26 protein-coding genes are annotated in these 24,236 nt (G+C 70.1%); 16 read left to right on the forward strand and 10 right to left on the reverse strand.

The genetic code is table 11. The features are described from left to right. Positions 1-16 precede the first annotated feature (16 nt). The 3 genes from AC07OH_RS27520 to AC07OH_RS27530 are packed head-to-tail and all read left to right on the forward strand — an operon-like array spanning position 17 to position 736. Positions 17-163 carry a hypothetical protein gene (locus AC07OH_RS27520; protein WP_167395057.1) on the forward strand — a complete coding sequence of 49 codons (147 nt, stop codon included), beginning with the start codon at positions 17-19 and terminating at the stop codon, positions 161-163. Between the two features lie 4 nt (positions 164-167). Next, a complete protein-coding gene (locus tag AC07OH_RS27525) occupies positions 168-455 on the forward strand; it encodes a VF530 family protein (protein WP_070062546.1) in 288 nt (95 codons plus the stop codon). Continuing rightward, positions 452-736 (forward strand): 2Fe-2S iron-sulfur cluster-binding protein, encoded by a 285-nt coding sequence (locus AC07OH_RS27530; RefSeq protein ID WP_495268359.1) that lies wholly within the window; start codon positions 452-454, stop codon positions 734-736. Before AC07OH_RS27525 ends, AC07OH_RS27530 begins: the two co-directional genes overlap by 4 nt. Positions 737-739: 3 nt before the next feature. Here the strand turns inward: AC07OH_RS27530 and AC07OH_RS27535 are convergent, their stop codons facing one another. Then, complete coding sequence (locus AC07OH_RS27535; protein ID WP_495302916.1) at positions 740-1,936, reverse strand: MFS transporter; 1,197 nt, start codon at positions 1,934-1,936, stop codon at positions 740-742. A 128-nt stretch (positions 1,937-2,064) separates the two neighbouring features. Here AC07OH_RS27535 and AC07OH_RS27540 point away from each other — a divergent pair, with 128 nt between their 5' ends. Further along, positions 2,065-2,736: an RluA family pseudouridine synthase gene (locus tag AC07OH_RS27540; RefSeq protein ID WP_495302816.1), complete on the forward strand. Its 672-nt coding sequence runs from the start codon at positions 2,065-2,067 to the stop codon at positions 2,734-2,736. Here AC07OH_RS27540 and AC07OH_RS27545 read toward each other — a convergent pair. The 4 genes from AC07OH_RS27545 to AC07OH_RS27560 form a co-directional block, all read right to left on the reverse strand. Continuing rightward, positions 2,723-3,163, reverse strand: a complete 441-nt coding sequence (locus AC07OH_RS27545; RefSeq protein WP_056579296.1) for a universal stress protein — start codon at positions 3,161-3,163, stop codon at positions 2,723-2,725. The genes AC07OH_RS27540 and AC07OH_RS27545 overlap by 14 nt on opposite strands. 130 nt (positions 3,164-3,293) lie before the next feature. Beyond that, positions 3,294-4,043: a 2OG-Fe dioxygenase family protein gene (locus tag AC07OH_RS27550; protein ID WP_062477608.1), complete on the reverse strand. Its 750-nt coding sequence runs from the start codon at positions 4,041-4,043 to the stop codon at positions 3,294-3,296. Then, positions 4,040-4,324: a DUF427 domain-containing protein gene (locus AC07OH_RS27555; RefSeq protein WP_056579293.1), complete on the reverse strand. Its 285-nt coding sequence runs from the start codon at positions 4,322-4,324 to the stop codon at positions 4,040-4,042. The genes AC07OH_RS27550 and AC07OH_RS27555 overlap by 4 nt, the downstream gene beginning before the upstream one ends. A 139-nt stretch (positions 4,325-4,463) precedes the next feature. Then, on the reverse strand, positions 4,464-5,390 hold the full coding sequence (locus AC07OH_RS27560) for a LysR family transcriptional regulator (RefSeq protein ID WP_070062541.1): 927 nt from the start codon (positions 5,388-5,390) through the stop codon (positions 4,464-4,466). 234 nt (positions 5,391-5,624) lie between these two features. Between AC07OH_RS27560 and AC07OH_RS27565 the strand changes: the two genes are divergently transcribed. The 10 genes from AC07OH_RS27565 to AC07OH_RS27610 are packed head-to-tail and all read left to right on the forward strand — an operon-like array spanning position 5,625 to position 16,432. Further along, positions 5,625-6,401, forward strand: a complete 777-nt coding sequence (locus AC07OH_RS27565) for a 5-oxoprolinase subunit PxpA (RefSeq protein ID WP_495302817.1) — start codon at positions 5,625-5,627, stop codon at positions 6,399-6,401. A 41-nt stretch (positions 6,402-6,442) separates the two neighbouring features. Continuing rightward, complete coding sequence (locus AC07OH_RS27570) at positions 6,443-6,691, forward strand: acetyl-CoA carboxylase (protein WP_095746198.1); 249 nt, start codon at positions 6,443-6,445, stop codon at positions 6,689-6,691. 11 nt (positions 6,692-6,702) lie between these two features. Next, positions 6,703-8,097 carry an acetyl-CoA carboxylase biotin carboxylase subunit gene (locus tag AC07OH_RS27575; protein ID WP_495302818.1) on the forward strand — a complete coding sequence of 465 codons (1,395 nt, stop codon included), beginning with the start codon at positions 6,703-6,705 and terminating at the stop codon, positions 8,095-8,097. Further along, on the forward strand, positions 8,094-8,993 hold the full coding sequence (locus AC07OH_RS27580) for a 5-oxoprolinase subunit B family protein (RefSeq protein ID WP_495302819.1): 900 nt from the start codon (positions 8,094-8,096) through the stop codon (positions 8,991-8,993). The genes AC07OH_RS27575 and AC07OH_RS27580 overlap by 4 nt, the downstream gene beginning before the upstream one ends. After that, the gene (locus AC07OH_RS27585; protein ID WP_495302820.1) at positions 8,983-9,960 is read left to right on the forward strand and encodes a 5-oxoprolinase subunit C family protein; all 978 of its coding nucleotides are present in this window, start codon (positions 8,983-8,985) and stop codon (positions 9,958-9,960) included. The genes AC07OH_RS27580 and AC07OH_RS27585 overlap by 11 nt, the downstream gene beginning before the upstream one ends. A gap of 48 nt (positions 9,961-10,008) precedes the next feature. After that, positions 10,009-11,091 (forward strand): TMAO reductase system periplasmic protein TorT, encoded by a 1,083-nt coding sequence (torT, locus tag AC07OH_RS27590; protein WP_495302821.1) that lies wholly within the window; start codon positions 10,009-10,011, stop codon positions 11,089-11,091. A gap of 7 nt (positions 11,092-11,098) precedes the next feature. After that, on the forward strand, positions 11,099-12,607 hold the full coding sequence (locus AC07OH_RS27595; protein WP_495302822.1) for a sugar ABC transporter ATP-binding protein: 1,509 nt from the start codon (positions 11,099-11,101) through the stop codon (positions 12,605-12,607). Continuing rightward, positions 12,604-13,650: an ABC transporter permease gene (locus tag AC07OH_RS27600; RefSeq protein ID WP_354343694.1), complete on the forward strand. Its 1,047-nt coding sequence runs from the start codon at positions 12,604-12,606 to the stop codon at positions 13,648-13,650. Before AC07OH_RS27595 ends, AC07OH_RS27600 begins: the two co-directional genes overlap by 4 nt. A 35-nt stretch (positions 13,651-13,685) precedes the next feature. After that, positions 13,686-14,957, forward strand: a complete 1,272-nt coding sequence (gene gabT, locus AC07OH_RS27605; RefSeq protein ID WP_495302823.1) for a 4-aminobutyrate--2-oxoglutarate transaminase — start codon at positions 13,686-13,688, stop codon at positions 14,955-14,957. Between the two features lie 11 nt (positions 14,958-14,968). Next, positions 14,969-16,432 (forward strand): NAD-dependent succinate-semialdehyde dehydrogenase, encoded by a 1,464-nt coding sequence (locus tag AC07OH_RS27610; RefSeq protein ID WP_495302824.1) that lies wholly within the window; start codon positions 14,969-14,971, stop codon positions 16,430-16,432. A gap of 4 nt (positions 16,433-16,436) precedes the next feature. Here AC07OH_RS27610 and egtD read toward each other — a convergent pair whose 3' ends face one another. Together egtD and egtB are read right to left on the reverse strand one after the other, a co-directional pair. Beyond that, positions 16,437-17,435 carry an L-histidine N(alpha)-methyltransferase gene (gene egtD, locus AC07OH_RS27615; RefSeq protein WP_139705681.1) on the reverse strand — a complete coding sequence of 333 codons (999 nt, stop codon included), beginning with the start codon at positions 17,433-17,435 and terminating at the stop codon, positions 16,437-16,439. Positions 17,436-17,461: 26 nt separating this feature from the next. After that, positions 17,462-18,727: an ergothioneine biosynthesis protein EgtB gene (gene egtB, locus AC07OH_RS27620; protein ID WP_495302825.1), complete on the reverse strand. Its 1,266-nt coding sequence runs from the start codon at positions 18,725-18,727 to the stop codon at positions 17,462-17,464. Positions 18,728-18,876: 149 nt separating this feature from the next. Between egtB and AC07OH_RS27625 the strand changes: the two genes are divergently transcribed. Together AC07OH_RS27625 and AC07OH_RS27630 are read left to right on the forward strand one after the other, a co-directional pair. After that, positions 18,877-20,223 carry an NAD(P)/FAD-dependent oxidoreductase gene (locus tag AC07OH_RS27625; protein WP_062477668.1) on the forward strand — a complete coding sequence of 449 codons (1,347 nt, stop codon included), beginning with the start codon at positions 18,877-18,879 and terminating at the stop codon, positions 20,221-20,223. Between the two features lie 19 nt (positions 20,224-20,242). Further along, the gene (locus tag AC07OH_RS27630; protein WP_095746208.1) at positions 20,243-20,494 is read left to right on the forward strand and encodes a hypothetical protein; all 252 of its coding nucleotides are present in this window, start codon (positions 20,243-20,245) and stop codon (positions 20,492-20,494) included. 39 nt (positions 20,495-20,533) lie between these two features. On the opposite strand, the gene AC07OH_RS27635 is transcribed toward AC07OH_RS27630, so the two are convergent. The 3 genes from AC07OH_RS27635 to AC07OH_RS27645 all read right to left on the reverse strand — a co-directional run bounded on the left by AC07OH_RS27635 (position 20,534) and on the right by AC07OH_RS27645 (position 24,214). Beyond that, positions 20,534-22,456, reverse strand: coding sequence for a PhoX family protein (locus tag AC07OH_RS27635; RefSeq protein ID WP_495302826.1), 1,923 nt, complete (start codon positions 22,454-22,456; stop codon positions 20,534-20,536). 60 nt (positions 22,457-22,516) lie between these two features. Further along, a complete protein-coding gene (locus tag AC07OH_RS27640; protein ID WP_495302827.1) occupies positions 22,517-23,086 on the reverse strand; it encodes a thermonuclease family protein in 570 nt (189 codons plus the stop codon). 96 nt (positions 23,087-23,182) lie between these two features. Next, entirely contained in the window at positions 23,183-24,214 is a 1,032-nt protein-coding gene (locus AC07OH_RS27645; RefSeq protein ID WP_495302828.1) for a LacI family DNA-binding transcriptional regulator, read from the reverse strand. Positions 24,215-24,236: the final 22 nt, after the last annotated feature.

A 24,236-nucleotide genomic window follows, 5' to 3' on the forward strand; every position in this document is an offset into this window, starting at 1 on the left:
CAACTGGAGAAAGCACATGGCCAAGGGTCAGCAACGCACCAACAAGGAAGCGAAGAAACCGAAGAAGGACACCTCGCCGCCGAAGGCTCCCACCGGCGGCATCGAGCCCGTGCGCACCGTCACCACGGCGGTGATTCCGCGCGGCAAGCTCAAGAACAAGTGACCGAGTGACCGACGTCCCCGCGCCCGCCCCCAAGCCGGCGCAGCCGCGCAACCCGCTGCATGGCCTCACGCTGGAGGCCATCGTGACTGCGCTGGCCGATTACTACGGCTGGGAGCAGCTGGGGCACCTGGTGCCGATCCGCTGCTTCATCAGCGAGCCCAGCGTGGGTTCCAGCCTCAAGTTCCTGCGCAAGACGCCCTGGGCGCGCGACAAGGTCGAGAGCCTGTACCTCTTCATGCTGCGCGAGCAACGCCGCGAACAACAACAACAGCAAGAACCTCCCGCGCGATGAAGGTCCGTCTCGAACCGTCGGGCCTCGAATTCGAGGCCGAGGCGGGCGTCACGCTGCTGCACGCGGCGGAGGCGGCCGGCATCGAGCTGCCCAGTTCGTGCCGCAACGGCACCTGCCGCACCTGCATCTGCCAGCGGCTCTCCGGCGAGAGCCGCCACCTCATCGAATGGCCGGGCCTGAGCTTCGACGAAAAAATCGACGGCTGGATTCTTCCGTGCGTGGCCGAGGCGCTGAGCGACCTCACGCTCGACGTGCCGCAGGCCCGCGCCCTCTTCGACTGACGATCAGGACCGCGCCGAAGCCGGTGCCGCGACCACCAGCCGGTCACGCTGTGCCAGCGACGGGAACAGGCGGAACCACGTCAGCGCCACCAGCATCGTCCCCACGCCGCCGAGCACCACCGAGCCGACCGGCCCCAGCAGCGCCGCCGTCGCGCCCGATTCGAACTCGCCGAGCTGGTTGCTCGCGCCGATGAAGATCGAGTTGACCGCGCTCACCCGCCCGCGCATGGCGTCGGGCGTTTCCAGCTGCACCAGCGTCTGGCGGATCACAACATTGACCATGTCGGCCCCGCCCGACACCGCGAGCGCGACGAGCGAGACGAGAAAGCTCTTCGACAGCCCGAACACCACCATGCACAGCCCGAACGCCCCCACGGCCAGCAGCAGCGTGCGCCCCACGTTGCGCTCGACCGGCCGGCGCGTGAGCGCGATCGACATCACCAGCGCGCCCACCGCCGGTGCGCTGCGCAGCAGGCCCAGGCCCCAGGGGCCGGTGTGCAGGATGTCCTTGGCATAGATCGGCAGCAGCGCCACGGCGCCGCCCAGCAGCACCGCGAACAGGTCGAGCGACACCGCGCCCAGCACCGGCTTGCGCTGCCAGATGAAATTGACGCCCGCGAACACCGTGGCCAGCGTGACCGGTTCGCGCGCGGCCGGCGCGTGGTCGTAGCGCAGCCGCAGCACCAGCACGCAGGCCACCGCGAAGCACAGCACGCTCGCGCCGTACACCACCGCCATGCCCGCCACGAACAGCAGCCCGCCGAGCGCCGGCCCGCCGATGATCGCGCCCTGCATGCCGGCCGAGCTGAACGCCATCGCGCGCGACAGCAGCAGCGGCGGCACCAGCAGCGGCGTGAGCGCCTGCTGCGCCGGCATCTGGAAGGCGCGCACCGCGCCCAGCACCAGCGACAGCCCGAGCAGCAGCCCGCGCGTGTCGTTCCTGTGCAGCACGGCGAACAGCAGCGCCAGCGCCACCGTGCCCTGCACCGCGAAGCACACCGCCACGATGCGGCCGCGGTGGTGCCGGTCCACCACGTGGCCGGCCAACAGCGCGAGCAGCAGCGCTGGCACGAACTGGTACAGGCCGACCAGGCCCAGGTCCCACGCGCTGCCGGTCAACTCGTACATGTGCCAGCCGATGGCCACGAGCATCATCTGCGAGGCGGCGGTGCCGAACAGGCGCGCCACCCACAGCTGCATGAAGGGGCGCTCGCGCCTCAGGTCGGTGAACGTGGGAGACAAGGGAGGAGAAGCGGCGCCGGGCATATCGGTCGAGGATAGCCCAGCCTTCTTCCGGCTTTCTGAGCCTCTCTACACTCGCTGTCCCCATGACCGCTTCGCCGCCCGACCTGTTCCCCGTTCACGAAGACGCCCACCTGCTGGTGCTCGACAAGCCCGCCGGCCTGCTGTGCGTGCCCGGGCGCGGCGAGGACAAGCAGGACTGCCTGAGCGCGCGCGCCCAGCGCCAGTGGCCCGACGCGCTCATCGTGCACCGGCTCGACATGGGCACCAGCGGCCTCGTGGTGATGGCGCGCGGCCTGGAAATGCAACGCGCCCTGAGCGCGGCCTTCGCCGACCGCGAGGTGCACAAGCGCTACGAAGCCGTGGTCGACGGCGTGATGCCGCAGCGCGATGACTGGTCGCTCATCGACGCCCCGCTGATGGCCGACTGGCCGCGCCGGCCGCTGCAGAAGATCGACCCTGCGGGCAAGCCCAGCCTCACGCGCTGGCGCGCACTGGCCAGCGTGTCGCCGCCCGGCGGCCCTGCGGCCACGCACGTGCTGCTGGAGCCGCTCACCGGCCGCTCACACCAGCTGCGCGTTCACCTGCTGTCGATCGGGCACCCGATTTTGGGCGATGCGCTGTACGGCGACGCCGCGCTGCAGGCACGCGCACCGCGCCTGCTGCTGCATGCCAGGGAACTGGGGTTCGTGCATCCCGCGACGCGGGAGCCGTTGCACTTCGAACGTGCGGCGGGCTTCGTGCTCAGCGGCCCTTGACCACGAGCACCGGCATGGTGGCGTCCTGCAGCACGCGCTGCGTCACGCTGCCCAGCAGCAGTTTCTCGATGCCGCTGCGCCCGTGCGAGCCCATCACGATCAGGTCGGCCGCGATGGCGATGGCGGTGTCCACGATGCCTTCGTGCACCACGTGGCCGTCGATCACGCGCTGGTCGCTGTGCAGGCCTTCGGCCGCCAGGGCGGCCACGCCGCGTGCCAGCGCCGCGTTGGCGCTGGCGGTGGCCGCCGCGAGGTATTCGTTCTGGCCGAGTGCGTAGTCCGCGCCCACGCCGATGAAGGGGTAGTTGTCGATCACGTGGATCAGCGTGATGCGGCTGCCGAAGGCCAGGGCGAGACCGCTGGCCTTGCTGACCGCGAGCATGGAAGTTTCGGAGCCGTCGATGGGGACCAGGATGTGATTGAACATGGCGGGACCTCGCTTAGCGTTCGCAGACAGACAGACTGACGGACCCGGTTCGCACCGGGTCGGGCCCCGAATTTAACCGCTATGCAGAACCCGCCCTGTAGGACTCCGACCAGCGAAGCCCGCAGGCATCTCAATCCCCCTGGAAACCCTCGGACCGGCAGGTGACGACGAGCGTGTCGCGCCACCCATCGCCGCCCTCTTCCAGCGGCTGGATCGGCGTCGATTCGTGGATCACGCGCGCGTCGTCCAGCAGCAGCAGCGTCCACGGTTCGGTCATGGTGAAGCGCTCGCCGCGCCGGCCGTTGGCCTCGAACACGCGCGTCTCGCCGCCCTTGATGCCCTGACGCCCGATCAGCACCACCGCCACCAGGTCGACACCGTCGCGGTGCGCGCCTTCGGGCGTGGGGCGGCCGATGCCGCCGGCGGTGTCGATGCGGAACTGGTGCGCTTCCACGAACCAGCGCTGCGGTGCGCCGCGCATGTCGCTGCTGACCTGGCCCAGCTGCTGCATCAGCCGCTGCCACACGGGCTGCGCCACCGTGGCCTCGAGCATCGGCGCGAACCAGCGCTGCATGCCGCCGTGCAGCGCGTTGTATTCGACCGGCTGCCAGTGCGCGCGGTGCGGCACCTGCGCCAGCGTGGCGTCGGCCTCGACCGTGAAGCAGGCGTGGCGCCGCGTGCGGTAGCGGCCACCGTCCTTCAGGTACTCGTCGGGCGGCAGGTCGTTCCAGTCGGCGTGCAGCGCCTCGAGCTGTGCCAGCGGCACGCCGAGCCAGTCGCACACGCCCTGCGGGCTGAGCACCGCGTAGCCGTGCTCGCGCAGCGCACCGGCCAGTTCGGCCGGCGGCGTGAACGGGGGAGCGAAGGCGGCGGTGCTCACTGGGCGCTGACCTTCACGTCCTTCCAGAACGCGACGCGGTCACGGATTTCCTCGGCTTCGGGCTTCGGGTCGGGGTAGTACCAGGCGGCGTCGGCATGGAGCTCGCCGTTGACCAGCAGCGAGTAGTAGTTCGCCGAGCCCTTCCACGGGCAGGTGGTCTTGTGGTTGCTGAAGGTGACCACGTCGCGGTTGAGCGAACTCATCGGGAAGTAGTGGTTGCCTTCGACGAGCACGGTGTCGTCGCTTTCGGCGATGGTGACGCCGTTCCAGGTTGCTTTCATGGGATCGATCTCCGGGGAGGTGCAAGGTGCCGATGCCGCATTGCGCGCTCGGGACAGCGGCTATTGTGACGCTGGCGCGACGTGCTTTCCTTGCGCCGGGTCATCCCGGCCCGATGCCGGCAGGGTTTCCCCCGCAACCTCAGCCGCGACCGCGCCCCGTGCGCCCCGACGCCGGCTCGAGAAACAGCTGCCGGAAATAGTTGCGGAACGCCGTCATCGCCGGCGAAAACTCCACGCCCTGCTTCCACCCCAGGCCGATGTTCATCGTGGGCACCGCGTCGCGCAGGTTGATGGTCTCGATGCGCTTGCCTTCCAGCGACCACGGGCGGTAGACCATGTCCGACAACACCGTCACGCCCAGCCCGTTGGCCACCGTGCTGCGCACCGCCTCCACCGAACTCGTGCGCAGCCGGATCTGCGGCTGGTGCGGCGTCTTGCTCCAGTACTTGAGCGCGGTGGCCGCGGCCTCGTCCACCGTGAGCATGATGTAGGGCTCGGCCGCCACGTCGGCCAGCGTCACCTCGGCCTTGTCGAGCAGCGGGTGCTTGGCCGGCACCCACAGCCGGCGCTGCGAGCCGAAGAAGGTTTCGAGCGACAGCTCGCGCAGCACCACGTTCGAGGTGAGCACCACGCCGATGTCGTAGCGCTGCGTGATCAGGCCCTCTTCGATGGCCTCGCGCGCCACCTCGTGCACCTTCACCGTCACCTGCGGATGCAGCTGCTCGAAGCGCTGCAGGTGGTGCGGCAGGAAGTAGCCCAGCACCGTGTAGCTGGCCGCGATGGTGAGCGAGCCCTCGACGTTCTCGCCCTCGTGCGGCATGCGCACCGCCTCGTCGGCCGCCGACAGCACCGCGTAGGCGTGGCTGAGAAAGCGGCGCCCGGCCTTGGTGAGTTCCACGCCGTGCGGGTGCCGCTCGAAGAGCTGCTGCCCCATCAGCTCCTCGAGCTCGCGGATGGCGGTGGTCACGGCCGACTGCGAGATGTTCAGCTGTAGCGCCGCGTGCGAGATGCGCCCCACCTCGGCCACCGCCGAGAAGTACTTGAGCTGGCGAAGGGTCAGGGACATGGCGCCGTCTTCCTAGGGTATTTACGGATACGCGCTGCCCGCCTCGGGCGAAAACCCGATACCGCGCGATCGCTTCCCTCCAGCGTAGCGCCCAATCCGGCGGCTTGCAGCATCTGTTTTTCCGATATCGGGCCGCCTGAAAACAATGCTTTTCGGCCTTTCGACTGCTGGCTAACCTTCGCGCCAACCTGCACCGCCCCCTTGGCGATGCGCACCACACAAAGGCGGGACGACGTGACGAAGACAACGCGGATCGATCTGAATTCCGACATGGGCGAAGGCTTCGGCCCCTGGACCATCGGCGATGGCGTCGACGAGCAGCTCATGCCGCTGATCAGCTCGGCCAACATCGCGACCGGCTTCCATGCCGGCGACCCGAACATCATGCGCAGGATGGTGCTGCTGGCCCGCGAACACGGCGTGGGCATCGGCGCGCACCCGGGCTTTCGCGACCTCGTGGGATTCGGGCGCCGCCACATCACCGCCCCGGCCGACGAGCTGGTGAACGACATGGTCTACCAGCTCGGCGCGCTGCGCGAGTTCGCGCGCCTGGCCGGCCTGACGCTGCAGCACATCAAGCCGCACGGCGCGCTGTACATGCATGCGGCGCGCGACGAGGCGCTGTCGCGCGCCCTCGTCACCGCGCTGCAGCAGATCGAACCCACGCTGCGCCTGTTCTGCATGGAGTCGTCCGTCACCTTCCAGGTGGCGCGCGAGCTGGGCCAGCCGGTGGTGCGCGAGTTCTATGCCGACCGCGACTACGACCTGAGCGGCTCCATCGTCTTCACGCGCCGCGTCGGCGCGCTCGACCCCGAGGCCGTGGCCGCCAAGGTGCTGCGCGCCTGCACCGAGGGCGTGGTGCGCACGGTCGAAGGAGAAGACATTGCGATCGGCTTCGACTCGGTCTGCATCCACAGCGACACGCCCGGCGCGCTCGCCCTGGTGCAGGCCACGCGCCGCGCCCTTGCCGACAACGGCATCGAAGTTGCAGGCCTGGCCAAGCCCGCCTGAGTTTTTTCCTCGTTACCCGAACCTGTTCCAGGAGTGTCCCGATGCCCGCTACCCATGAAGTCCTGAGCCCGCTGCCGGGCACCTTCTACCGCCGCTCGGCGCCCGACGCGCCGCCGTTCAAGGCCGAAGGCGACACCGTGGCCGTGGGCGACGTGCTCGGCCTGGTCGAGGTGATGAAGCAGTTCAGCGAAGTCACGGCCGACGCGGCCGGGCGCCTGGCGCGCTTCGCGGTCGAGAACGGCGAGCCGGTCGATCCGGGCCAGCTGCTGGCCGTCATCGAAACGGCCTGAGGCAACTGCCCATGACCGCCGCATTCGACACACTGCTGGTCGCCAACCGGGGCGAGATCGCGGTGCGCATCATCCGCGCCGCGAAGGAACTGGGGCTGAAGACCGTCGCGGTCTACAGCGACGCCGACGCGCAGAGCCTCGCCGTGGGCATGGCTGACAAGGCCGTGCGCATCGGCCCGGCGCACGCCACCAAGAGCTACCTGAGCATCGACGCGATCCTGCAGGCCGCCGCCGACAGCGGCGCCGGCGCGGTGCATCCGGGCTACGGTTTTCTTTCGGAGAACGCCGCGTTCGCCGAGCGCGTCGAGGCCGCGGGCCTGGTGTTCGTGGGCCCGACGCCGCATGCGATCCGCACCATGGGCGACAAGGCCGCAGCACGCGCCGCCGCCCTGCGCGCGGGCGTGCCCACCGTGCCCGGCAGCGCGGGCGTGGTGACCGACCCCGACACCGCCGTCGAAGTGGCGAAGGACATCGGCTACCCGATCATGATCAAGGCCTCGGCCGGCGGCGGCGGGCGCGGCATCCGCGTGGCGCACGACGAGGCCGAGCTGCGCCAGCAGTTCGCCACGGCCACCGCCGAAGCGCAGGCGGCCTTCGGCAACGGCGAGGTGTACCTCGAACGCTTCATCCGCCAGGCGCGCCACATCGAGGTGCAGATCCTGGGCGATGGCGAGCGCGTGGTGCACTGCTTCGAGCGCGAATGCTCGCTGCAGCGGCGCCGCCAGAAGGTGTGGGAAGAAGCGCCCTCGGCCGCCATCAGCGAGGCCACGCGCGCCGCGTTGTGCGAATCGGCACTGCGGCTCGCACGCGCCGTGGCCTACCGCGGCGCGGGCACGCTCGAATACCTGTACGACGACGACACGCGCGAGTTCTTCTTCATCGAGATGAACACGCGCATCCAGGTCGAGCACCCGATCACCGAGATGGTCACCGGCGTCGACCTCGTGAAGGAAATGCTGCGCATCGCGCTGGGCCAGCCACTGCGCCTGCAGCAGGAGGACATCCGCCTGAACGGCGCAGCCATCGAGGTGCGCATCAATGCCGAGAACGCGGCGAAGAACTTCATGCCGAGCCCCGGCCTCGTGTCGCAGCTCGTGGTGCCGGGCGGCCCGGGCGTGCGCTTCGACACCTTCCTGTTTCCCGGCTACACCGTGCCGGCCTACTACGACTCGCTGCTCGGCAAGCTCATCGTGCACGACACCGACCGCGCCAGTGCCCTGGCCCGCATGCGCCGTGCGCTCGACGAGTTGCAGGTGGAGGGCATCCATACGACGATCCCGCTGCACCGCGCACTGTGCGAGGACGCTGATGTCGCCAAGGCCGAGTTCCATACCGGCTTTCTCGAAACCTGGCTCGCGGCGAATCCACTCGCCGATGCGCCTCCCCTGTTGAAGGTGGCCGCATGACCGCTGCAAGCACCCTCCCCCCACAAGCCCGCTACAGCTTCGGCGGCGACGAGCATCTGTTCGTCGAGATCAGCGAAGAGATGTCGCTGCCCGCCTTCTTCAAGGGCATGGCCATCTGCAACGCGCTGCGCCGTCGCGCGCTGCCCGGCGTGACCGAGATCTGCCCGGCCAACGCCGCCTACCTCGTGCGCTTCGACCCCGACACGATCGCGCCCGACACGCTGCTCGCCACGCTGAAAGAGATCGAAGCGGGCCTGGGCGATGCAGACCTGCAGATGCAGACGCGCATCGTCGAGATCCCGGTGCTCTACAACGACCCGTGGACGCACGAGACGCTGATGCGTTTTCGCGAGCGCCACCAGGACCCGTCGAGCACCGACATCGAATACGCCGCGCGCATCAACGGCCACGCCTCGGTCGAAGCCTTCATCGAGGCGCACTCGTCGGCACCGTGGTTCGTGTCGATGGTCGGTTTCGTCGCGGGCCTGCCCTTCCTGTTCCAGATGGTCGAGCGCCAGCGCCAGATCCAGGTGCCCAAGTACCTGAGTCCGCGCACCGACACGCCCAAGCTCACGCTGGGCCACGGCGGCTGCTTCAGCTGCATCTACTCGGTGCGCGGCGCGGGCGGCTACCAGATGTTCGGCGTCACGCCCGCACCGATCTTCGACCCGGCCCAGCGGCTGTCGTACCTCAAGGACCTGATGGTGTTCTTCCAGCCCGGCGACATCGTCAAGTGGAAGCCCATCGACCGCACCGAGTACGACCGCCAGGTGGCGCAGGTCGAGGCCGGCACCTACGCGCTGCGCATCGCGCCGGTGTCGTTCTCGCTCAACGATTTCCTGGCCGATCCCGACGGCTACAACCAACAACTGCTGAAGGTGCTCCATGGCGATTGACGTGCTCAAGCCCGGCCTCGCGACCAGCGTGCAGGACGCCGGCCGCCCCGGCTACTACCACCTGGGCATTCCGCTGTCGGGCGCGCTCGACCAGCAAAGCCTGGTGCTCGCGAACCTGCTGGTGGGCAACGACGAAGGCGCGGCCGTCATCGAGAGCACGCTGCTCGGGCCCGAGCTGCAGTTCGACGCGCCCGCGCTGGTGGCGGTGACCGGCGCCGACGCGAAGATCAAGCTCAATGGCAACGAAGCGCCGCGCAACACCTCGTTCGCCGTGCAGGCCGGCGACAAGCTGAGCTTCGACTTCATGAAGCTCGGCGCGCGCATGTGCATCGCCGTGGCCGGCGGCATCGACGTGCCGGTGGTGCTGGGCAGCCGCTCGACCTACGGCCTGGGCGCGTTCGGCGGCTTCAACGGCCGCAAGCTGCTGGCCGGCGACAAGCTCCCCGTGGGCACGCCTTCGACCAGCGCCCGCGCAGGCCGCACGGTCGATGCCGCGCTGCTGCCAGCGCTCGAGAAGGAAGTGGCCCTGCGCGTGCTGCCGGGCATCTACTTCCACCGCCTGCAGGAGGTGTCGGTGCACAGCTTCTTCGCCGACACCTGGACCGTCGGCTCCGAGGCCGACCGCATCGGCTACCGCTACAAGCACGGCACACCGCTGAAGTTCCAGGACCGCACGCCGCCCTTCGGCGCGGGCGACGACCCGTCGAACATCGTCGATGCGGGCTACCCGTACGGCTCCATCCAGGTGCCGGGCGGGCGCGAGCCGATCATCCTGCACCGCGACGCGGTGTCGGGCGGCGGCTACGCGATGGTCGGCACCGTCATCAGCGCCGACATGGACCTCATCGCCCAGATGCAGCCCAACCACAAGGCGCGCTTCGTCGAGGTCGACATGGCGCAGGCGCTCGAAGCCCGCGCCGAACGCCGACGACGGCTCGATCGCCTGCGGGCCGCGCTCGCGGCCTGACGCGTTCCCTCCCCCTTTTCTTCACCGCTGTCACCCAAGGAGTTCTTCATGAACAGCTCGCCCCTGCGCGTTTCATTGATCGCCGCTTCGCTCGCCACCGCCCTGGCGTGGCACGCCCCGGCCTCGGCCGCCGACTGGTTTCCCTACAAGGCCGAGGCCACCGAGCCCGCCTTCTCGGCCGAGGGCACGAAGAAACCCATCGACTACACGCCGCTGGCCAAGGCGTCGAAGAAGTGGGACATCTGCGTGTCGTTCCCGCACATGAAGGACGCCTACTGGCTCGGCGTGGACTACGGCGTGATCGAGGAAGCGCGCCGCCTGGGCGTGAAGCTGCAGGTGGTCGACGCGGGCGGCTACACCAACCTGAGCAAGCAGGTCTCGCAGATCGAGGACTGCGTGGCGCGCGGCGCCAACGCCGTGGTCATCGGCGCGATCTCGGGCGACGGGCTGAACAACGTCATCAAGGCCACGGCCGCGAAGAAGGTGCCGGTGATCGACCTCGTGAACGGCATCAGCTCGCCCGACCTGTCGGCCAAGTCGCTGGTGTCGTTCTACACGATGGGCCAGTCGACCGGCGAGTACCTTGCCAAGAAGCACCCGGCCGGTTCGCCGGCGGTGAAGGTCGGCTGGTTCCCGGGCCCGGCCGGCGCGGGCTGGGTCGAGGCCGCGCACAAGGGCTTCATGGAAGCGATCAAGGGCAGCGCCGTGACGGTGCTCGACCCCAAGTACGGCGACACCGGCAAGGAGGCGCAGGCCAAGCTGGTCGAAGACGTGCTGCAGGGCAACCCCGACCTCGCCTACGTGGCCGGCACGGCAGTGACCGCCGAGGCCGCCACCGGCATCCTGCGCGCACGCAACCTCGACAAGAAGGTGCAGGTGCTCTCGTTCTACATGACGCCGGGCGTGTACGAAGGCATCCAGAAGGGCCGCATCGTGGCCGCGCCGGCCGACTCGATGGTGATCCAGGGCCGCATCGCGGTCGACCAGGCCGTGCGCCTGCTCGAGAGCAAGGACGTGGTGAAGCACGTCGGCCCGAAGATCTTCGTGGTCGACAGCGGCAACATCAAGACCGTGAAGCAGGCCGACATCCTGCCGCCGACCGGCTTCAAGCCGGTGTTCGAGGTCAAGTAGGCCGGCCATGGCTCCCGTGCTGCTGCAGACCCTCGGCCTGGGCAAACGCTACCCCGGCGTGCTCGCGCTCGATGCGATGGACTTCGAGCTGCGCGCCGGCGAGGTGCACGTGCTGTTCGGCGAGAACGGCGCCGGCAAGTCGACGCTGATCTCACTGCTGGCCGGCGCCAACGTGCCGACCGCGGGCGAGATCCGCATGCATGGCGCGCCGGTGAAGTTCGCCAACGTGCACGACGCGCGGCGCCACGGCATCAGCGCGGTGTTCCAGGAGTTCTCGCTGATCCCCACGCTGTCGGTGGCGCAGAACCTGAGCCTGGGCGAGGAGCCGTGCCAGCGCGGCCTGCTCGACCGCGCGGCGGTGCGCGAACGCGCCCGTACGATGCTGGCCGACCTGGGCTTCGAGATCGACGTCGGCGCGCCCGTGGCGGGCCTCACGCGCGCGCAGCAGCAGATGGTGGAAATCGCCAAGGGCCTGCGCGGCGAGGTGTCGGTGCTGATCCTCGACGAGCCCACCGCCTCGCTCACCGACACCGAGACGCAGCGCCTGTTCGAACTGGTGGCGCGGCTGAAGGCGCGCGGCGTGGGCATCGTCTACATCTCGCACCGCATGCAGGAGATCGCGCAGATCGCCGACCGCATCACGGTGCTGCGCGACGGCCGCAAGGTCACGACCGTGGAAGCCCACGCCACGAGCGCCGACCGGCTCATCGAGCTGATGAGCGGGCGGGCCATCGACAACATCTACCCGCGCATCACCGCCAATCCCGGCGAGGTGGTGCTGCAGGTCGAGGGGCTGGCCTCGCACAACGGTGTGCGAAACGCCAGCCTCACGGTGCGGCGCGGCGAAGTGGTCGGGCTGGCCGGGCTGGTCGGCTGCGGCAAGTCGGAGCTGTTCCGCGCGATCTACGGGCTCGACCCCGTGAGCGAAGGCCGCGTGCTCTTCAAGGGCCAACCGCGCACCGGCGCGACGGTGCGCCAGCTGCTCGACGACGGCCTCTTCTACCTGCCGCCCGACCGCAAGGGCGAAGGGCTGGTGCTCGGCTTCACCTCCCGCGCCAACATCACGCTGCCGCTGGTGCACGGGCCGCTGCGCGGGCGCGGCGGCTGGCTGCGCAAGCGCCTCGGGCGACGGCTCTCCACGACGGCCGCCGAGCGCGTCGAGCTCGCGCCGCGCAACCTCGAACGGCCCGTGGGCCTGCTCTCGGGCGGCAACCAGCAGAAGGTGCTGTTCGGCAAGGGCATGACGCGCGACGCCGCGCTCTACGTGTTCGACGAGCCCACGGTCGGCGTCGACGTCGGCACCCGCAGCGCGCTGTACGAGGTGATCCGCAAGCTCTGCGAAGGCGGCGCGGCGGTGGTCGTGATCTCGTCCGACCTGCCCGAGGTGCTGCACCTGAGCCACCGCGTGTACGTGATGTGCCGCGGCGAGATCGCCGGCGAGCTGCACGGCGACGCCATCCAGGAAACCGCCGTGCTCAACCTGTTTTTCGGCCCCAGCGAGAACCCCTCCTCATGACTTCGCCTTCCCTCACCGCCGCCCCGGCGGCTCCCACGCCCGGCCTGGCCGGGCGTGCCCTCGGCCTGCTGCGCAGCCTCTTCCTGCGCCTGGGCGTGTTGCCCTTCATGCTGGTGATCGCCTGCGTGGTGTTCGCCACGCTGTCCGACCAGTTCCTCACGGTGCAGAACCTGGTGAACCTGCTGCGCCAGTCGGTCTACCTGATCCTCGTGTCGCTGGGCCAGATGCTGGCGCTGGTGACCGGCGGCTTCGACCTCTCGGTCGGCACGGTGATGGCGATCACCTCGGTGGTATCGGCGCTCGCCATGCAGGCGCTGGGCGCGGCCTTTCCCGACGCGGCCTGGATGGTGGTGCTCGTGGGCTGCGCCTGCGGGATGCTCGCCGGGCTGGTGGTGGGCCTCATCAACGGCTTCGGCGTGGCGGTGATCGGCGTGTCGCCCTTCATCGTGACGCTGGGCGTGCAGTCGATCGGCTTCGGCTTTGCGCTGTTCCTCACGGGCGGCGTGCCGGTGTCAGGCATGCCGGCGCAGTTCAGCGAGCTGTTCGGCTTCGGCACCGTGCTCGGCGTGCCGGTGCCGATTCTCGTGACGGCCGTGTGCGTGGCCGGCATGGGCCTGCTCATGGGCCGCCTGCCGACCGGCACGCACCTGCTCGCGGTGGGCGGCAACGCCAAGGCCGCGGCGCTCTCGGGCATCGACACGCGCCGCGTGCTGCTCATGGCCTACCTGCTGTGCGCGGGCCTGGCGGCCGTGAGCGGCCTGCTGCTCACGGCGCGCGTGGAAACCGGCGAGGCCAACCTCGGCGGCACCGTCGCGCTCGAATCGATCGCCGCCTGCGTGATCGCGGGCGTGAGCCTGCGCGGCGGCATCGGCCGCGTGCCCAACGTGGTGATGGGTGCGATCTTCATCGGCCTGGTGCAGAACGGCATGAACCTGGCCAGCGTGGGCTCGTACCTGCAGATGGTGGTGCTGGGCGCCCTGCTGATCGTGGCCGTGGTCGCCGACCAGATCCGCCATCGCATGGTGGCGCCGGGCAGCCACTGAGCTTCACACCCCCACACAAGTAACGAAGGAATCTCATGACATCCAAGACCAACGCCGCCATCGACGCGCGCCGCATCGCCGCCACGCCGCGCGGCGTCGGCATCGGCTTTCCGATCTACGCAGAGCGCGCGCTCAACGCCGAGCTGTGGGACGTCGAAGGCCGGCGCTACATCGACTTCGGCTCTGGCATCGCGGTGCTCAACACCGGCCACCGGCATCCGCGCGTGGTGGAGGCCATTCGCGCGCAACTCGAGTGCTTCACCCACACGGCCTACCAGGTGGTGCCGTACGAAAGCGTGGTGTCGCTGGCCGAGCGCCTGAACCGCCTCACGCCCGGCACCCACGCCAAGAAGACCGCCTTCTTCACGACCGGCGCCGAGGCGGTCGAGAACGCCATCAAGATCGCGCGCGCCGCCACGCGCCGGCCCGGCGTGATCGCGCTGGGCGGCGGCTTTCACGGCCGCACCTTCATGGGCATGGCGCTCACGGGCAAGGTGGTGCCGTACAAGACCGGCTTCGGCCCCTTTCCCGGCAGCATCTTCCACGTGCCCGCGCCGATCGCGCTGCACGGCGTGTCGGTGGACGATTCGCTGCGCGCCATCGACAAGCTGTTCAAGGCCGACATCGAGCCCGAGCAGGTGGCGGCCATCATCCTGGAGCCGGTGCAGGGCGAAGGCGGCTTCTACGCCGCGCCGCCCGCCTTCATGCGCGCGCTGCGCGAGATCTGCGACCGCCACGGCATCCTGCTGATCGCCGACGAGATCCAGACCGGCTTCGCGCGCACCGGCAAATGGTTTGCCATGGACCATTACGACGTGGTGCCCGACCTCATGACCATGGCCAAGAGCCTGGCCGGCGGCACGCCGCTGTCGGCCGTGTGCGGTCGCGCCGAGATCATGGACGCGCCCGCGCCCGGTGGCCTCGGCGGCACCTACGCCGCCAATGCGCTGGCCATTGCGGCGGCGCATGCGGTGCTCGACGTGATCGAGGCCGAACGCCTGTGCGAGCGCGCGCAGATACTGGGCGACCGGCTCAAGGCGCGCCTCGAAGGGCTGCGCGCCAAGGTGCCGCAGATCACCGACGTGCGCGGCCTGGGCGCGATGGTGGCGGTCGAGTTCGCGGGGGCCGACGGCGCGCCCGACCCCGAGTTCACGAAGCAGGTGCAAACCCGAGCGCGCGACGCGGGTTTGCTGCTGCTGACTTGCGGCGTGCACGCCAATGTGGTCCGCTTCCTGTTCCCCCTGACCATCGAAGACGCGGTGCTCGGCGAAGGCCTCGACATCCTCGCCGCCGCGCTGCAAGCCTGAGACAACATTCCATGCCATTGAAGCTCCAAGACCCGACCCTGCTGCGCCAGCAGGCCTGCATCGCCGGCGCCTGGGTGAATGCCGACAACGGCACCACCGTCGCCGTCACCAACCCCGCCACCGGCGAGCAGATCGGCACCGTGCCGATGTGCGGCACCGAGGAAACCGTGCGCGCCATCGCCGCCGCCGAGAAGGCGCAGAAGGCCTGGGCCAAGGTGCCCGCCAAGGAACGCTCGGCCATCCTGCGCAAGCTCAACGACCTGATGCTCGCGAACGTGGACGACCTCGCGCTCATCATGACCACCGAGCAGGGCAAACCCCTGGCCGAGAGCCGCGGCGAGATCGCCTACGCCGCCTCGTTCATCGAGTGGTTCGCCGAAGAAGCGCGCCGCGTGTACGGCGACACCATTCCCGCGCCGCAGGCCGACCGCCGCATCCTGGCGCTGAAGCAGCCCGTGGGTGTCACCGCCGCCATCACGCCCTGGAACTTCCCCACCGCCATGCTCACGCGCAAGGCCGGGCCCGCGCTCGCGGCCGGTTGCGCCATGGTCGTGAAGCCGGCCACGCAGACGCCGTTCTCGGCGCTGGCCTTTGCCGTGCTGGCCGAACGCGCGGGCGTGCCCGAGGGCCTGCTGTCGGTGCTCACCGGCTCGGCCAGCCAGATCGGCGGCGAGATGACGCGCAGCCCCATCGTGCGCAAGCTCACCTTCACCGGCTCGACCGAGGTGGGCCGCACGCTCATGAAGCAGTCGGCCGACACGATCAAGAAGCTGTCGCTCGAACTCGGCGGCAACGCGCCCTTCATCGTGTTCGACGATGCCGATGTGGATGCGGCCGTCGAAGGCGCGATGGTCTCCAAGTACCGCAACACCGGCCAGACCTGCGTGTGCGCCAATCGCTTGTACGTGCAGCGCGGTGTGCTGGAAGCCTTCACGCAGAAGCTCGTGGCCAAGGTCAACGCACTGAAGGTCGGCAACGGCACCGAGGCCGGCGTGAACCAGGGCCCGCTGATCGACGCCAAGGCGGTCGAGAAGATCGAGGAGCACGTGGCCGACGCCGTCGCCAAGGGCGGCACCGTGCTCGCGGGCGGCAAGCGCCACGCGCTGGGCGGCCTGTTCTACGAGCCGACGGTGATCGGCGGCGCCACGCCCGGCATGCTGTTCGCGCGCGAGGAAACCTTCGGCCCGCTGGCGCCGATCTTCGCGTTCGACACCGAGGCCGAGGCCATCGCCGCGGCCAACGACACCGAGTTCGGCCTGGCCGCGTACTTCTACAGCCGCGACATCGGCCGCATCATGCGCGTGGCCGAAGCACTCGAATCGGGCATCGTGGGTGTGAACACCGGACTGGTGTCGACAGCCGAGGCGCCGTTCGGCGGCGTCAAGCAGTCGGGGCTGGGGCGCGAGGGCTCGAAGTACGGGCTCGACGACTTTCTCGAAGTGAAGTATGTGTGCCTGGCGGGGCTGGACAGCTAGCGCGTCAGCTCAGCAGCCAGTGCACGCTGAACAGCCGCTCGGGGTCGGTCCACACCGCCCCGACGCGGAAGCCCGCGCGCACCGCCAGGGCCTGCAGGCCTTCGACGGTGAACTTGTGCGAATACTCGGTGTGCAGGGTCTCGCCTTCCTCGAACGAGAAACGCTCGCCGCGCAGCTGCACGCTCTGCGCGCGCCGGCTCACGAGGTGCATCTCGATGCGGCGCATCGGTGCGTTGTAGAAGGCCGCGTGCGAGAAGCCGTCGAGGTCGAAGTCGGCCGACAGCTCGGCGTTCGCGCGTCGCAGCAGGTTGAGGTTGAACGCCGCCGTCACGCCCTGTGCGTCGTTGTAGGCCGCGTGCAGCCGGTCGGGGTCTTTCACCAGATCGACGCCGATGAGCAGGCCGCCGCCGCGCAGCATGCGCGCCGCGAGCTGCAGGAACGCCAGCGCCTCGTCGGGCTCGAAGTTGCCGATGGTCGAGCCCGGGAAGAAGCCCACGCGCCGCCCCGCCCCGGCCATGGGCGCGGGCAGCACGAGCGGCATGGTGTAGTCGGCCGCGATGGGCTGCACGGCCAGCGCCGGGTAGTCGGCCTTCAGGCGCGCCGCCGCGGCTTCGAGGTGCTCGCCCGAGATGTCGATCGGCAGGTAGCGCTTGGGGGATTCGAGTGCGTCGAGCAGCAGCCGCACCTTGGTGAGCGAGCCGGCGCCGAACTCGACGATCTCGGCGTTCGGCCCGATCTGCGCGGCGATCTCGCCGGCGCAGGCGCCCAGGATGCCCAGCTCGGTGCGCGTGGGGTAGTACTCGGGCAGCTCGCAGATGCGGTCGAACAGCTGCGAGCCGGCCACGTCGTAGAAGAACTTGGGCGAGATGTGGCGCGGCGTGCGCGCCAGGCCGGCCTGCATGGCACGGCCGAACTCGGACCACGGGGCGGTGTCGGGCGGGGTCGCTGCTTCCTGCCGCTGCAGGTGGCTGGCGAGGGCGAACGGGGCGGTCGGATTGCGCATGGTGCTCGGCTCCATCGAGGTGTCGGTCAAAGGTCTTTCGCGAGCCGCAGCCCCGAGAACTGCCAGCGTGCCGCCGGCGGAAAGAAATTGCGGTAGCTGGGCCGCGTGTGGCCGGCCGGCGTGGCCACGCTGCCGCCGCGCAGCACCAGCTGGCCCACCATGAACTTGCCGTTGTATTCGGCCGCGATGCCGGGCAGCGGACGGAAGCCCGGGTACGGGTCGTACGAGGAACGCGTCCATTGCCAGACATGGCCGCTCATCTGCGCGATGCCGGGCGCGTCGAAGGCAGCCTCCCATTCGAACTCGGTGGGCAGCCGCGCACCGGCCCATTCGGCGTACGCGGCGGCCTCGTAGAAGCTCAGCTGGGACACGGGCGCGTCGGCCTCCATCGGCCGCACGCCGTGCAAGCCGAACACCTGCCAGGCGCCGGGCGCGGCAGGGCCGCCGCCCGCGCCGAGGGTGGCGATGCGCGGGTCGTCGGCTTCGAGCCAGTAGGCCGGGTGGCGCCAGCCCTGGGCCTGCACCGTGGCCCAGCCGTCGGACAGCCACAGCTCGGGCCGGCGGTAGCCGCCGTCGGCGATGAACTGCGCGTAGTCGCCGCAGTTCACCAGCCGGTCGGCGATGGCATAGGGGCGCAGCAAGGCGGCGTGGCGCGGCGTCTCGTTGTCGAAGCAGAAGCCCTCGCCCGCATGCCCGACCTCGACCGTGCCGCCCGGCTGTGCCAGCCAGCGCACCTCGGCCGGCACGGCGGCCAAGCGCCGCGCGGGGCCGCTCGCGGGCCTGTAGGCCGGCAGCAGCGGGTTGCACGACAGCGCATGCAGGATGTCGGTGAGCAGCAGCTCCTGGTGCTGCTGCTCGTGGTTCAGCCCGAGCGCGACGATGGCCTCGATGGCCGCCCAATCGAGCGCCTCCGGCGCCGCCAGCAGCGCGAGCACCGCCTCGTCGACATGGCGGCGGTAGGCGTGCACTTCGTCGAGCGAGGGCCGCGTGAGCAGCCCACGCTGCGGCCGCGGGTGGCGCGGCCCGAGCGCCTCGTAGTAGGAGTTGAAGAGGTAATGAAAACGCGCATCGAAGGGCCGGTACGCCGCCGCATGCGGCTGCAGCAGCACGGTCTCGAAGAACCACGTCGTGTGCGCCAGATGCCACTTGGTCGGGCTGGCGTCGGGCATCGACTGGATGCACTGGTCCTCGGCGGACAGCGGCGCGGCCAGCGCCACGCTGGCGGCGCGCACCGTGCGGAATTGCTCGCGCAAGGCGCTCGCCACGGGGGCGATCGGCCGGGAAAACGTCATGGTGTCTCCAGTCGGGTGAGCCGGAAGTTTTAGCCCATTCGGGCGACAAAGGCACGTAGGACAAGACGCCGCCGCCGCGCCGCCGCGGGAGCCCGTCCTGCGCGCAAGCGGCCCCGGAACGCCCCGGCCCGCTGCGTATGATTCGGGCGATGCAAACCCCCTCTCCTTCGGCCAGGCCCCACGTTGTCATCATCGGCTGCGGTTTCGGCGGACTCGAGGCAGCGCGCAAGCTGCAGCGGGCCGACGTCGATGTGACGGTGATCGACAAGACCAACCACCACCTGTTCCAGCCCCTGCTGTACCAGGTGGCGACCGCTGGGCTCGCGGCGCCGTCGATCGCGGCGCCGGTGCGCGCCCTGTTCCGCAAGCAGGCCAACGTGACCACGCTGCTGGCCGAGGTGACGGGCATCGACCCGGCCGCGCGCACGGTGCAGCTGGCCGATGGCAGCCAGGTGGCCTACGACCACCTGATCGTGGCGGCCGGCGCCACGCACAGCTATTTCGGGCACGACGAATGGGCGCCCGCCGCGCCGGGCCTGAAGACGCTGGCCGACGCCTTCGAGATCCGCCGCCGCGTGCTGATGTCCTTCGAAACGGCCGAGACCACCGCCGACCCCGAGCGCCGCCGCGCGCTGCTCACCTTCGTGGTGATCGGCGCTGGCCCGACCGGCGTCGAGATGGCCGGCACGCTGGCCGAGATCGCCAAGCACACGCTCGCGGGCGAGTTCCGCCGCATCGACCCCGGCAGCGCGCAGGTGCTGCTGGTCGAGGGCGGCCCGCGCGTGCTGCAGGCCATGCCCGAGAGCCTGAGCCAGAAGGCGCTCGAACAACTGGAACGGCTCGGCGTGGAGGTGCGGCTGAACGCGCGCGTCACCGCCATCGACAACGCCGGCCTCGAAGTGCAGACCGGCGGCGGCCCCGACGGCGCGCCGCTGCAGAGCTACCGCATTCCCAGCAGCTGCGTGGTGTGGGCGGCCGGTGTCGCGGCCTCGCCGCTGGGCCGCCTGCTCGGCAATGCCACGGGCGTCGAGTGCGACCGCGCGGGCCGCATCAAGGTCGAGCCCGACCTGAGCCTGGCGGGCCACCCCGAGATCAGCGTGGTGGGCGACCTGGCCGCCGCCATGAGCCACGCGCCCGGCAAGCCGCCCAAGCCGGTGCCCGGCGTGTCGCCCGGCGCCAAGCAGGCGGGCCGCGCGGCGGCGGCGAACATCCTGCGCCGCCTGGCGGGCCAGCCCACCGTGCCGTTCCGCTACGCCGACTACGGCAACCTGGCCACCATCGGGCGCAACTCGGCGGTGGTCGACCTGGGCACGCCCTTCGGCCCGCTGCGCTTCAGCGGCCGGCCCGCGTGGCTGTTCTGGCTGTTCGCGCACGCGTACTTCCTCATCGGTTTCCGCAACCGCGTGGTCGTGATGTGGGACTGGGCCAGCGCCTACTGGAGCTTCCAGCGCAACGCGCGCGTGGTGGCCGACGTGCAGGGCCGCAGCGAGTCGTAAGCACTTCCCACGCCGCGCGATGACGTTGCTCTGGTGGGTCGTCTTTCATGCGCTCGATGCGCTGTTCTGGCTCTGGATCCTGCGCTGGGGCGGCGCGGCCTGGCTCGAAGGCACCTTCCTCTCGGGCTTTCTCGTGAGCATCTTCGCGCCGCGCTGGGGCGCCGAGGGCCTGCGCATGTTCGCGCTGCTGATGCTGGTCGTGTGCGCGATCAGCTTCGTCTGGGGGCTGTTCATGCCCGAGGTGCGCTGCTGGTACTCGGGCCACTGCTGAAGCCCCGAGGGCGCCCCGCGAGGCGCCCCCCTGGCCGTGTCAGCTGCCGATCACCCCGCCGTCGATCTTCGTGATGACCACGGTCGCCGAGCGCGGCCGGCCCGCGCCGTCGGGCCACTTCGACACGGCGAGCGGGCGCTCGGGGTCGCTGCGCTCGTTGGCCGGCTCGCCCGGGTGCTGGATGTTGATGAACAGCGTGCGCAGGTCGGGCGTGGCCGTGAGGCCGGTGATCTCGCAACCGGCCGGGCCGAGCAGGAAGCGGCGGATCTCGCCCTTGGTCGGGTCGCAGGCCAGCATCTGGTTGTTGGGCAGGTTCGTGTACTCGCCCTTGCCGAGCGTGGAGGTCGACACGTCGGTCTGGATCCACAGCACGCCGCGCGCATCGACCATCAGGCCGTCGGGGCTGCCGAAGGCGTCGCCCTTGACGTTGCCCTGCGCCTCGTAGCGCGTCTGCTTCGGGTCGCCCGCGAGCACGAGGTGGTTCCAGGCGAACTTCGTGGCGTCGAGGTCGCCGCTTTCCTTCCAGCGGATGATCTGGCCCATCGTGTTGTTGGAGCGCGGGTTGGCCGCATCCATGAAGGGCTGGCCCGGCGCGCCGCGGTTGCTGTTGTTGGTGAGCGTGCAGTAGACCTCCTTCGTCAGCGGATCGACGGTGGTCCACTCGGGGCGGTCCATCTTGGTGGCGCCGAGGATGTCGCTGGCCTGGCGCGACTTGATGAGCACGTCGCCCTGCGTGGCGAAGCCCTTGTCGGCCACCAGCCCGCCCTTGCCCTGCACCAGCGGCAGCCATTCGCCCGTGCCGTCGACGTCGAAGCGGCCCACGTACAGCGTGCCGTGGTCGAGCAGCTCGCGGTTGGCGGCGGCGCCGCCGGGACGCGCTTTGTCGCGGCTCACGAACTTGTAGATGTATTCGAAGCGCGAGTCTTCGCCCATGTAGACCACGGCTCGGCCGTCGTCGGTGAGCGCCACGGCCGCGCCCTCGTGCGCGGCGCGGCCCAGCGCGGTGCGCTTGCGCGGCGTGGAGCTCGGGTCTTGCGGATCGATCTCGACCACCCAGCCGTAGCGGTTCGACTCGTTCGGGTGCTTCGCGACGTCGAAGCGCTCTTCGTGCTCGTGCCAGCGGTACTTGGCGCCGTTGCCCTTCTTGAGGCCCCAGCGCTTCTGGTGCGCGTCGGGCGTGGCGGTGCCCTCGAAGTAGTCGGCGAAGTTTTCCTCGCAGGTCAGGTAGGTGCCCCACGGCGTCTGGCCGTTGGCGCAGTTGTTGAAAGTGCCGAGCACCTGCGTGCCCGAGGGGTCGCCCGCCGTGCGCAGCATCGGGTGGCCAGCGGCGGGGCCGGTGAGCGTCATCGGCGTGAGCGCGGTGATGCGGCGCGCGAAACGCGAGGGCAGCACCTGCTGCCAGGCCGCGCCGTCGCGCTGCAGCTCGATCACCGACACGCCGTGCGCGTGCATCGACTTGCGCACCTTCGCGGCGCTCCAGGTCTTCATGCCGTCGGTGTGCAGCAGGCCGTCGTCCACGTACTCGTGGTTCAGCACCAGCAGGCCGCGGTTCGATCCGTCGAGCGGGAAGAAGGCCATGCCGTCGTGGTGCATGCCGGCCTGCAGCGCCTGGTCGTCGGCGGTGTCGGAGGCATCGGTCTTGAAGGCGGGCATGCGACCCGCGATGCCGGTGGGGTCGCCCCAGCGGTAGATCACCTGCGTGCGGTAGCCCTCGGGCACGACGACCTGGTCGACCGCCGCCATGGGCACGCTTTTGAAACCGATCGCGCGGCCCAGGCCGCTCACGGCGTTGCTACCGCCGCTGCCCGTGCTGGCACAGCCGGCCAGCGGCCCGAACAGGCCTGCCACGGCCGCTGCCAGGCCGCCGCGCACGAAGACCCGCCGCTGCGGATCGGACACGTCGTGGATGGTGGGATTGCCGGAGGGGTTCGAGTCCTCCATGCGCGCGAAGTCTTTGGCCATGTCCTGGGGGTCCGTGGGAATCGTGGGAACCCGCGATGCTCCCGCGCGCCCATGAAGCCGTCATGACAGGGGTTCGAAGCGCACGTCGCCCCAGGGCCGCGAGCCGCCGTGGTTGTTGTTGCGCGGCTGCTCCCGGCGTTCGCGCCGCCAGTCCCACGGCGGCGTCGGCGCGGTGTCGGCCCACAAGCCCAGGTGCTGCGCGCGCGCCGCGGCTTCGAGGCGGAACAGGTCGCCGCCGCGCTTCTTCACGATGCCGTGGTAGTCGTACACCCAGGCCCAGCCCTCGGCCACCAGGCGGCGGCCGGCGTCTTCGCCATTGCAGCGCACGTCGGCCACGGTGCGGCCGTAGCGGTCGGTGTCGCGCTCGGTGATGACGGCCTTCTCGGCGTAGCACAGGCGGCTCAGCGCCTGGCGGCTGCGCTGGCCGTAAGGCTGCGCTTTCTCGGGCGCGTCGATGGCGGCAATGCGCACCTTGACCTGCTCATAGGCGCCGCTGCGGCCGCAGCGCGCGGTGAGCGTGTCGCCGTCGCTCACGCCCACGACGAGGCAGGTGCGCGACGACGCGGCGTGGGTCAGCAGCGGGAGGGAAAGGCCGAGGGAAAGAAGCAGGAAGACGGAACGAAAGCGCATGCGGAAAGGAAGCGGAACACGGGGCCAAGAATGGCCGACGATTCTCGGCGCGAAGTGCGCGCTTCGCCCTGCGGATGCATTTGTTTTCGTCTTCGCTCAGCGCGCGGCCGGCGCGGCCGTCGACTTGCGCACCACCAGCTCCGGGCGCAGCACCACGGTGGAGGCCGACAGCGCCTGCCCGTCGATTTCCTCGAACAGCATCTCGGCCGCACGCCAGCCGAGTTCGCGGTGCGGCAGGCGGATGGTGGTGAGCGGCGGATCGACCATGTCCACCAGCGGCATGTCGTTGTGGCCGGTGATGGAGATGTCTTTCGGCACGCGCAGGCCGGCCTCGCGCAGCGCGTCGTAGGCGCCCAGCGCCACGAGGTCGTTGCAACACACCACGGCCTGCGGCGCGGCGCCGGCCGCGAGCATCTGCTTCATCGCGACCGCGCCCGCCTCGCGGCTGTAGCTCGCGCATTCGACGATGCGGGCCGGCTTCATGCGGTGGTCGCGCAGCGCCTGCTCCACGCCCAGCAGGCGGCCCACGCCAGTGGGGATGGTCTGCGGCCCCGCCAGGTGCGCGATGCGCTTGTGGCCCAGGCCCACGAGGTGATCGACCGCGAGCTTCATCGCCAGCCGGTCGTCGCTCACCACGGCGGGCAGGCGGCCGGTCTCGTCGGCGCGGTTGACCAGCACCGCGGTCATGCCGGCCTTGGCGACGAAGTCGACCAGCGGGTCGTCGCGCGTGGCGGTGGCCAGGATCACGCCGTCCACGCGCTGCGCCAGCATGCGTTCGAGCACCGGCCGCGCGAGCGCCGGGTCGACCACGTTGGTGACGAACACGAAGTAGCCGCGCGCCGCCGCGCTGGCCTCGATGCCCTGCAGGATCGGCGGGAACACCGCGTTGGTGATGTCGGGCACCAGCACGCCGATGGTGTGGGTGCGGCCCGTGCGCAGCGCCGAGGCCGCGCGGTTGGGCCGGTAGCCCAGGCGCTGCGCGGCCTCCTCGACCACGCGCAGCACCTCGTCGCTGATCAGCGAACGCTTCTCGGGGCTGAGCGCGCGCGACACGGTCGACACATGCACCCCGGCGGCACGGGCGACGTCGCGGATGGTGACGGGGCTGGAAGGGGGATGGGTGCTCATTGGTGCAAACGATTGTTGGTCA

Source organism: Variovorax sp. GW821-FHT10C12 (assembly GCF_059415405.1).